We start from the raw sequence: 9,106 nt of genomic DNA, 5'->3' as shown, positions 1-9,106 counted from the left end.
GCTGCGACGATCCGATCGCCGATGACCCGGTGCGTGGTGGGCTCGAGTTTGGGGACGCCCTGGATCGTCAGCGTGGACGTGCCGGCACCCCGGATCTTCGCGCCCATCTGAATCAGCATGTTGCACAGGTCGACGATCTCGGGTTCGCGGGCCGCGTTGTCGATCACCGTCTCACCCTTGGCGAGTACGGCGGCCATCAGGATGTTCTCGGTCGCCCCCACCGACGGGAACGCGAGCCGGATGTTCGCACCGTGCAGGTCGTCGGCCTGCGCCACCACGCAGCCGTGTTCGATCGTGCTGTGCGCGCCCAGCAATCGCAGCCCCGACTGGTGCATGTCGAGGGGCCGCGATCCGATGGCATCGCCACCCGGTAGCGCGACCACGGCGCGTCGGCACCGCGCGACCAGCGGTCCGAGCACACACACCGACGCGCGGAACTGACGTACCGCGGCGAAATCGGCGTGGTGTTTCGGCTCCGCGGGTGTGGTGATCCGGACGATGGAATCGTCGAGGTCCACCTCGCAGCCGAGGCCGCGCAGGACGTCGGCCATCAAAGGGACATCGAGGATGTCCGGGCAGTTGGTGACAGTTGTGGTGCCCTCAGCCAACAGCGCTGCCGCCATCAGCTTGAGAACGCTGTTCTTGGCGCCCCCGACAGACACTTCACCTACGAGGCGGTTACCGCCGGTGACAAGGAAGCGTTCACTCACAGAACACAGCCTAGAGCCAGGGATGCCGACCCCGGAGGCCGGTACCGTAACGCTATGGCCGTACACCTCACCAAGATCTACACCCGGACCGGCGACGACGGGACCACCGGACTCAGCGATTTCTCCCGTGTGTCGAAGAACGATCCGCGGCTGATCGCCTACGCCGACTGCGACGAGGCGAACGCCTCGATCGGGGTCGCGGTGGCATTGGGCGACCCGCCCGAGGAGATCCGGTCGATCCTGCGGCAGATCCAGAACGACCTGTTCGACGCCGGCGCCGACCTCTCCACCCCGGTGGAGGAAGAACCGAAGTACCCGCCGCTGCGCATCTCCGACGAGTACATCGACCGTCTCGAGGGCTGGTGCGACGAACTGAACGAACGCCTGGAGCCGCTGAACTCCTTCATTCTCCCCGGCGGCACGGCACTCGGAGCGCTGCTGCACGTGGCACGGACCGTGACCCGGCGGGCCGAGCGGTCTGCGTGGGCGGCCGTCGACGCGAACCCGGAGACCACCAACGCACTTCCGGCGAAGTATCTCAACCGGCTGTCGGATCTGCTGTTCATCGTCAGCAGGCTCGCGAACCCCGAGGGCGACGTGCTCTGGAAGCCCGGAGCCGGGAAGTCCTGATCAGAGTCGGCGACCGCGAACCGATCGGCCGGACGGTCGTGATTCGACCCAGGACAGGAACGCGGTCAACGCTCCCCCGTCCAATGCGATCTCGTACGAGCTACCGCGGTCCTTGACCGACAGGATGATGATTTCCTCGGACATGATGTCGAACTCGGAGCCCTCCGGGCTGCGACGACCTGCGACTTCGATGCCTTGGCGGTCGATGCGCGAATCAGGGCCGGGGCGCAAACTCGACAGTTTGAAGAAGACGAGGGAACCCTCGCCGTAGCGGATGACGCCGTGGCGCCACCCGGTGTCCCCCGGGGCAGGCGTCACCCGAAGGATCGCCGCGGTGCCACCGCGGCGCAGTACTGCAAGCCGATACAAAAAGACCGCGACGAAGGCCGCGAGCAGCACAACCAGAATGATCAACACAGTCATTCCGATTGTCACTGTTCGTCGGCTCCGTCGCGGTCTTTCTCGTGCAGCCTAAGCGCGCTCTACAGCGCGGATCCGACCCTTGGCGACAGCAATCGCCTCGAGATCGTCTCCACTCTCTGCGAGCACGGCCTTGGCCGCTTCCACATCGATGTCCTCGGCCAAGTCGGCTGACTCGGCGAGGATCGTGACTGTCTTCGCGGTCACGGACAGGAACCCGCCGTGCACAGCAGCGACGATACGCTCACCGTCAGCCGTCGTGATCGCAACCACTCCGGCCTCGACCAGCTGTCCGAGAACCGGCTCATGCCCAGGCATGACACCGATCTCGCCCTCGGTCGTCTGTGCGCTGACGAGAGTCGCCGAACCAGACCACAACCGTCGCTCCACGGCGACGAGTTCCACGGTCATCTCAGCCATCGTCGACTACTTCCCGGCGATCTTCTTGGCTGCAGCCTCGACGTCGTCGAGTCCACCGCAGCTGTTGAACGCCTGCTCGGGCAGGTGATCGAATTCGCCCTTGCAGATGCGGTCGAACGCCTCGATGGTGTCGCGGAGCGGCACCACGGAGCCGGGCTCACCGGTGAACTTCTCGGCGACGATGAAGTTCTGGCCGAGGAACTTCTGCAGGCGGCGGGCACGGCCGACGAGCACCTTGTCCTCTTCCTGCAGCTCGTCCATACCGAGGATGGCGATGATGTCCTGCAGTTCCTTGTACTTCTGCAGGATGCGCTTGACCTCGTTGGCGACCCGGAAGTGCTCGGCACCGACGATGCCGGGCTCCAGGATGCGGGAGGTGGAGGTCAGCGGGTCCACAGCGGGGTAGATACCCATCTGCGAGATCGGACGCGACAGCTCGGTGGTGGCATCGAGGTGCGCGAACGTCGTTGCCGGCGCCGGGTCGGTGTAGTCGTCGGCGGGCACGTAGATCGCCTGCAGCGAGGTGATGGAGCGGCCTCGCGTCGAGGTGATGCGCTCCTGCAGCTCACCCATCTCGTCAGCCAGGGTCGGCTGGTAACCCACGGCCGAAGGCATACGACCGAGCAGGGTCGACACCTCGGAACCGGCCTGGGTGAAACGGAAGATGTTGTCGATGAACAGCAGCACGTCCTGGCCCTGGACATCGCGGAAGTACTCCGCCATGGTCAGCGCGGACAGGGCGACGCGCATACGCGTTCCCGGCGGCTCGTCCATCTGGCCGAAGACGAGGGCGGTGTCCTGGAGGACGCCCATCTCTTCCATCTCGAGGTGAAGGTCGGTGCCCTCACGGGTGCGCTCACCGACGCCTGCGAACACCGAGGTTCCGGAGAACTCGCGGGCGATACGGGTGATCATTTCCTGGATCAGAACGGTCTTGCCGACACCGGCACCACCGAACAGACCGATCTTTCCACCCTTGACGTACGGGGTGAGGAGGTCGATGACCTTGATGCCGGTCTCGAGGATCTCCGTCTTGCCCTCGAGCTGGTCGAAGGCCGGTGGCTTGCGGTGGATGCCCCACTGCTCGCCGTCGCGACCCGTGCCGGGAGCGTCGAGGCAGTCGCCCAGTGCGTTGAACACGTGGCCCTTGACGACGTCTCCGACGGGAACCGAGATCGGCTTGCCGGTGTCGGACACCGAGGTGCCGCGGATCAGGCCGTCGGTGGGCTGCATCGAGACGGTGCGCACCAGGTTGTCGCCGAGGTGCTGTGCGACCTCGAGGGTCAGCGTCTTGGCGACCGAGGGGAGCGTGATCTCGGCGTGCAGGGCGTTGAACAGTTCAGGAATAGCGCCACGCGGGAATTCAACGTCCACGACGGGACCGATGACCCGCACGACGCGGCCGGCGACGGACGAACCCGAGCCTGCCCCGTTGTTTTCGGTTACTGCTGCGGTCATTGCTTAGTCACTTCCTGCGCTCGAGGCAAGCGCATTCGCGCCGCCGACGATCTCGCTGATTTCCTGGGTGATCTGGGCCTGGCGAGCCTGGTTTGCCTGACGGCTCAACGTGTTCACCAGTTCGTTTGCGTTGTCCGTCGCGGCCTTCATGGCGGTACGACGGGCAGCCGACTCCGACGCCGCAGCATCCAGCAGCGAGGAGTAGATGCGGGTGCTGATGTACTTCGGCAGCAGGGCGCCGAGCAACTTGTCGGGTTCCGGCTCGAAGTTGTATCCGGCGACCGGCTCCGAGTCGCTGGACCCGTGACCGTTCGACAGCATGTCTTCGCCGAGTTCGACGCGCTCCTCCGAGACCATCACCTCGAGGGGAGCCATCCGGCGAACCTCGGGAGACTGGGTCAGCATCGACACGAAGCGGGTGTAGACGATGTGCAGCTCGTCGACGCCTTCGATGGTGCCCTCGCCGTTCGGCGCGGGGACCTCCGAGCCGGATCCGGCCATGAACAGGTCGACCAGGTGACGGCTCGCCTTGGCAGCGTCGGAGTAGCCCGGATCCTGGGAGAACCCGGTCCACGCACCTCCCAAGTCGCGGCCACGGAACGTGTAGTACCCCAGGCCCTTGGATCCGAGCACGTAGATGACCGGATCCTTGCCCTCGCTGCGCAGCAGCTGGAACAGCTCCTCGGCCTCCTTGAGGACGTTGGAGTTGTATCCGCCGCACATACCGCGGTCGCTGGTGACGACCAGAACCGCGGCACGCTTGGGATCGGTGCGCTCGTTGAGCAACGGGTGGTCCAGCGAAGCCGACGCGCTCGCCAGCTCCGACAGAACCTTCGTGATCTCTTCGGCGTACGGCTTCGCCGCGGCGACGCGCGACTGTGCCTTCGTGATGCGCGAGGTCGCGATCAGTTCCTGGGCCTTGGTGATCTTCTTGGTCGAGTTGACCGACTTGATGCGAGACCTCAGTTCGAGAATGCTTGCCATCGATCGATCACTCTCCCTTCATGTTTCGCAGCATCATGGGCAGGCCGCTCACTTGCTGACGGTGGTGCGCTTGACGTTGATCTGCTCGTGGCCGACCTCGCCGGCGTCCAGAGCTTCGGCCTCGGCCTCGTTCACGACCCGGCTTCCGTCGGACGCGATGAAGGTTTCCTTGAACTTGTCGGTGGCCTCCACCAGCGCCTTGGCGTTGTCGGCGTCGAGGGCCTTGCCGCCCTTGATGCTCTCGTACACGCCGGAGGCGGTGCGGTGCAGCTCGTCGAGCAGTTCGGCTTCGAAGCGGCGGACGTCGCCGACCGGCACGCTGTCGAAGACACCTTCGCCGGCGAGGTAGATCGAGACGATCTGGTCCTCGACGGGGATCGGGCTGTACTGATCCTGCTTGAGCAGCTCCACCAGGCGGGCACCGCGCTCGAGCTGTGCCTTCGAGGCGGCGTCCAGGTCGGAGGCGAAGGCGGAGAACGCCTCGAGCTCACGGAACTGAGCCAGCTCCAGACGCAGCGAACCGGAGACCTTCTTCATGCCCTTGGTCTGCGCGGCGCCACCGACTCGGGACACCGAGATGCCGACGTTGATGGCCGGGCGGACACCCTTGTTGAACAGGTCCGACTCGAGGAACACCTGACCGTCGGTGATGGAAATGACGTTGGTCGGGATGTAGGCCGAGACGTCGTTGGCCTTGGTCTCGATGATCGGCAGCGCGGTCAGCGAGCCTCCACCCAGGGCGTCGGACAGCTTGGCCGAACGCTCCAGCAGGCGGGAGTGCAGGTAGAAGACGTCACCGGGGTATGCCTCACGTCCCGGCGGGCGACGCAGCAGCAGCGAGATGGCGCGGTACGCCTCGGCCTGCTTGGTCAGGTCGTCGAACACGACCAGGACGTGCTTGCCCTGGTACATCCAGTGCTGGCCGATGGCGGAGCCGGTGTAGGGCGCGAGCCACTTGAATCCGGCGGAGTCGGAGGCCGGGGCGGCGACGATGGTGGTGTACTCCATCGCGCCCTGCTCCTCGAGGGCAGCCTTGACGCCCGCAATGGTGGAGCCCTTCTGGCCGATCGCGACGTAGATGCAGCGAACCTGCTGCTTCTCGTCGCCGGTCTCCCAGTTGGCCTTCTGGTTCAGGATCGCGTCGATGCAGACGGCGGTCTTGCCCGTCTTACGGTCGCCGATGACGAGCTGGCGCTGTCCGCGGCCGATCGGGGTCATCGCGTCGATGGCCTTGATGCCGGTCTGCAGCGGCTCCTCGACGGGCTGACGCTCGAGCACCGAGGCAGCCTGCAGTTCGAGCGCGCGGGTCTCGTTGCTCTCGATCTCGCCCAGGCCGTCGATCGGCTGTCCGAGCGGGTTGATGACGCGGCCGAGGAAGGCGTCGCCGACGGGTACCGACAGCACGTCGCCGGTCCGTTTGACTTCCTGGCCTTCCTGGATGTTCTCGTAATCGCCCAGGATGACGGCACCGATTTCGGTGGCGTCCAGGTTGAGCGCGACACCCAGAATTCCGCCGGGGAACTCCAGCAGTTCGTTGGCCATCGCCGAAGGCAGGCCACTGACGTGCGCGATGCCGTCGCTGGTGTCGGTCACAAGGCCGACCTCTTCGCGGGAGGCCTCCGGGGAGTAGCTCGCGGTGTAGTTCTCGATCGCACTACGGATCTCGTCGGAGGAGATCGTCAGCTCCGCCATGTTTTTCCTGCTCTCGGTGTCTGGTCTTCGAAAAGATCTGGGGTATGGGGTTCGGTTGCGGACTACTTGAGGGATTTCCGCAGCGCTGCGAGACGTCCCGCGCCGCTGCCGTCGATCACCTCGTCGCCCACCCGGACGACCAAGCCGCTGAGGAGTTCAGGATCGACCTCCACGTGAACCGTCACCGGCTTCCCGTAGGTACGGGTGAGGGTGGCGGTCAGCCGATCCGACTGCTCACTGGACAGCGGAGCAGAGCTGCGCACCTTGGCGACAACTGCTTCCCGCTGTGCTGCTGCCAGATTCGACAGTTCGTCGAAGGCGTCCGCGGGTGCGGAGTTCTTCAACCGGCCCACTGCCTGGGTCGCCAGCGCCTCGGCGACAGCGGTGACCTTGCCGTACAGCAGCTTGGAGAGCAGTTCACGCTTCCTCTTCGCCGGCACGGAACGGTCGGACAGTGACTGCTCGAGCTTCGGGTTACCGGCAACGATGCGGCCGAGGCGGAAGAGCTCGTCCTCGACAGCGTCGAGCTGTCCCTGATCGGCCGCTGCCTTCAGCAGCGATTCCCGACCGACGAGCACCAGCGAGTTGAGCAGGTCGGAGGTGACGGACCAGTCCTGGCCCACCGCCGCCTTCAGGACGGCGAGGGTCTCGGCCGAGACCTTGCCACCGAATACCTGCTCGGCCAGACCTTCGCGAACGTTCCCGGGCGTCGAGGTGTCCGACAGGGCACTCCGGAGAGTGCGCTGCTCGTCCAGGATCTCGACGACCGAGAACAGCTCGGCCCCGATCTGGGCCGCGGCCGCTGTGGCTGCTCCGGCAGAGACGGATCCCAAGGCCGAAGACAACGCAGCACGGGTCTGCGTCAAGGCCTCACGGCTCGCTGCGTACATGGTGCTCACTTCCCTGCTGCGGAATTTGCGCCGATGGTGTCGAGCTCGTTCAGGAAGCGATCGACCGTGCCGGCCCGCTTGACGTCGTCGGCGAGGGACTCACCGATGACCTTCTCGGCGAGGTCGACCGCGGTGCGGCCGAGATCGGCGCGCAGTTCGGCGACGATCTGCTGACGCTGGGCAACCAACTGGTTGTTGCCGGCGGCCACGATGCGGTCGCTTTCTTCCTGAGCCTGTGCCTTCATTTCGGCGATGATCTGCTGCCCCTGGGTGCGCGCGTCCTCACGGATCTGCGCAGCCTCGGTGCGAGCTTCGGCGAGCTGAGCGCGGTACTGCTCGAGCGCCGCCTTCGCTTCGGCCTGGGCCTCTTCGGCCCTCTTGATGCCGCCGTCGATCTGCTCGGTTCGCTCGGCAAGGACCTTCTGGAACATCGGAAGGACGTACTTCCAGAAGACGAAACCAACGATGACCAGGCAGACGATCGACCAAACGATGTCATACGTCTCGGGCAGGAGAGGGTTGTGACTCTCTTCCTGCGCGAGGACTGCGATGTTGGCTGCCATGACGGTCTTAGAAAATGAAGCCGGCGACGAGGCCGATCAGCGCGAGGGCTTCGGTGAAGGCGATACCGAGGAACATCGTGGTACGAACCTGTCCGGCCATCTCGGGCTGGCGAACCATTCCCTCGATCGCCTTACCGACGACGATGCCCACGCCGATGCCGGGGCCGATCGCGGCGAGGCCGTAGCCGATGGCTCCGAAACCCGTCGAGTTGGTTTCCTGGACAGCTTCCTGAGCGAGGTAGGCGAGGCTCATGGTGTTCCGTTCCCTTTCTGTTGACCTCCGCCGGATTCGGCGGGAGGCTCAGTTCTTGGTGTAGCTGGTCGTGAAATTTGTGGTGCTAGTGCGAATCCGCGTGCAGCGCCAGATCGATGTACACCGACGTGAGCAGCGCGAAGACGTAGGCCTGCAGGAAGATCACCAGCAGTTCGAAGAAGGTGAATGCAATGCCGGCGGCAAGCGAGGCCACACCGAACACGGCCTGGAAGCCACCGGAGACGAAGAAGAAGTACTGGGTGGCGCTGAAGAACAGCACCAGCAGGATGTGGCCGGCCAGCATGTTGGCCATGAGACGAACCATGAGCGTGAACGGCCGGAGGACGAACGTCGAGATGAACTCGATCGGCACGAGCAGGAAGTGCAGCGGAAGCGGAACACCGGGGACCACGATGCTGCTCTTCACGTACTTGAAGAAGCCGTACTTCTTGATGCCGACGTAGTTGAACACGATGTACGCGAGGGCGGCGAGCACGAGCGGCATGCCGATACGCGCGTTCGGAGAGATGTTGATGAAGGGGATGATGCTGCCGAGGTTGGAGGCGAGCACCAGGAAGAAGATGGTGGTGATGACCGGCAGGAAGCGCTTGCCCTGCTCCTTGCCGAGAATCTCTTCCGCGATGTTGATCCGGACGAAGTCGAGCGCGATCTCACCGATGTTCTGGACACCGCGAGGGATGATCTTCGGGCTGCGCAGCGCGATGACGAAGAAGAGCATCATCAGTCCGGACAGCAGGATGCGAACCAGCATCAGGCGGTCGAGTTCGAACGGAGTCCCTTCGAACAGGACCGCGGGCGGGAAGAAGTCGTTCAGGGAAGGCGCGTGGAATTCTTCTCCAGCAGCCACGTTGATGACGCTCAGCGTTCTCTCCCGTAGTCGGTCCGCAGCCTTCGTTGACTGCGGTTCGATCGGACATTGACGATCAAACAAGTCGACAAGCTCGACTCGCGTATTCGTCAGCTGCTGTGGACTGTTCGAGTCCAGCGTCTGTCGGTGTCGGCGACTCTCGTCGACTCGGCGGCCCGGAAAGTGCGGCCACCTACAAGCATGCAATACCGGCGAGT

At 64.6% G+C, this 9,106-nt stretch carries 11 protein-coding genes (1 of these 11 only partly in view); 1 reads left to right on the top strand and 10 read right to left on the bottom strand.

Going from position 1 to position 9,106, the window contains the following annotated elements:
- Nucleotides 1–710, bottom strand: the 5' portion of a protein-coding gene (gene murA, locus JVH1_RS30005) for a UDP-N-acetylglucosamine 1-carboxyvinyltransferase (RefSeq protein WP_011594473.1). It extends 565 nt beyond the left edge of the window; only the first 710 of its 1,275 coding nucleotides appear in the window; it begins with the start codon at nucleotides 708–710; its stop codon lies beyond the left edge, outside the window.
- Between the two features lie 54 nt (nucleotides 711–764).
- Here murA and JVH1_RS30000 point away from each other — a divergent pair, with 54 nt between their 5' ends.
- A complete protein-coding gene (locus JVH1_RS30000) occupies nucleotides 765–1,340 on the top strand; it encodes a cob(I)yrinic acid a,c-diamide adenosyltransferase (RefSeq protein WP_009474164.1) in 576 nt (191 codons plus the stop codon).
- On the opposite strand, the gene JVH1_RS29995 is transcribed toward JVH1_RS30000, so the two are convergent.
- The 9 genes from JVH1_RS29995 to atpB all read right to left on the bottom strand — a co-directional run bounded on the left by JVH1_RS29995 (nucleotide 1,341) and on the right by atpB (nucleotide 8,888).
- Nucleotides 1,341–1,763: a DUF2550 domain-containing protein gene (locus tag JVH1_RS29995; RefSeq protein ID WP_005571048.1), complete on the bottom strand. Its 423-nt coding sequence runs from the start codon at nucleotides 1,761–1,763 to the stop codon at nucleotides 1,341–1,343. It lies immediately after the preceding gene.
- A gap of 48 nt (nucleotides 1,764–1,811) precedes the next feature.
- Nucleotides 1,812–2,180: a F0F1 ATP synthase subunit epsilon gene (locus tag JVH1_RS29990; RefSeq protein WP_005252961.1), complete on the bottom strand. Its 369-nt coding sequence runs from the start codon at nucleotides 2,178–2,180 to the stop codon at nucleotides 1,812–1,814.
- A gap of 6 nt (nucleotides 2,181–2,186) precedes the next feature.
- On the bottom strand, nucleotides 2,187–3,638 hold the full coding sequence (gene atpD, locus JVH1_RS29985) for a F0F1 ATP synthase subunit beta (RefSeq protein ID WP_005252960.1): 1,452 nt from the start codon (nucleotides 3,636–3,638) through the stop codon (nucleotides 2,187–2,189).
- Between the two features lie 3 nt (nucleotides 3,639–3,641).
- A complete protein-coding gene (locus tag JVH1_RS29980; RefSeq protein WP_009474166.1) occupies nucleotides 3,642–4,622 on the bottom strand; it encodes a F0F1 ATP synthase subunit gamma in 981 nt (326 codons plus the stop codon).
- A gap of 48 nt (nucleotides 4,623–4,670) precedes the next feature.
- Nucleotides 4,671–6,314 (bottom strand): F0F1 ATP synthase subunit alpha, encoded by a 1,644-nt coding sequence (gene atpA / locus JVH1_RS29975; protein WP_005252958.1) that lies wholly within the window; start codon nucleotides 6,312–6,314, stop codon nucleotides 4,671–4,673.
- Nucleotides 6,315–6,376: 62 nt separating this feature from the next.
- Entirely contained in the window at nucleotides 6,377–7,204 is an 828-nt protein-coding gene (locus JVH1_RS29970) for a F0F1 ATP synthase subunit delta (protein WP_009474167.1), read from the bottom strand.
- A gap of 5 nt (nucleotides 7,205–7,209) precedes the next feature.
- Nucleotides 7,210–7,767, bottom strand: a complete 558-nt coding sequence (locus JVH1_RS29965) for a F0F1 ATP synthase subunit B (protein WP_009474168.1) — start codon at nucleotides 7,765–7,767, stop codon at nucleotides 7,210–7,212.
- Between the two features lie 7 nt (nucleotides 7,768–7,774).
- Nucleotides 7,775–8,020, bottom strand: coding sequence for an ATP synthase F0 subunit C (locus JVH1_RS29960; RefSeq protein ID WP_005252955.1), 246 nt, complete (start codon nucleotides 8,018–8,020; stop codon nucleotides 7,775–7,777).
- Between the two features lie 85 nt (nucleotides 8,021–8,105).
- Entirely contained in the window at nucleotides 8,106–8,888 is a 783-nt protein-coding gene (atpB, locus tag JVH1_RS29955; RefSeq protein ID WP_009474169.1) for a F0F1 ATP synthase subunit A, read from the bottom strand.
- Between the last annotated feature and the right edge of the window lie 218 nt (nucleotides 8,889–9,106).

This window comes from Rhodococcus sp. JVH1 (assembly GCF_000280725.2).
Classification (GTDB): domain Bacteria; phylum Actinomycetota; class Actinomycetes; order Mycobacteriales; family Mycobacteriaceae; genus Rhodococcus_F; species Rhodococcus_F jostii_A.
The sequence above is the reverse complement of the archived record's forward strand: the minus strand, read 5'-3'. Positions and strand labels throughout refer to the sequence as shown.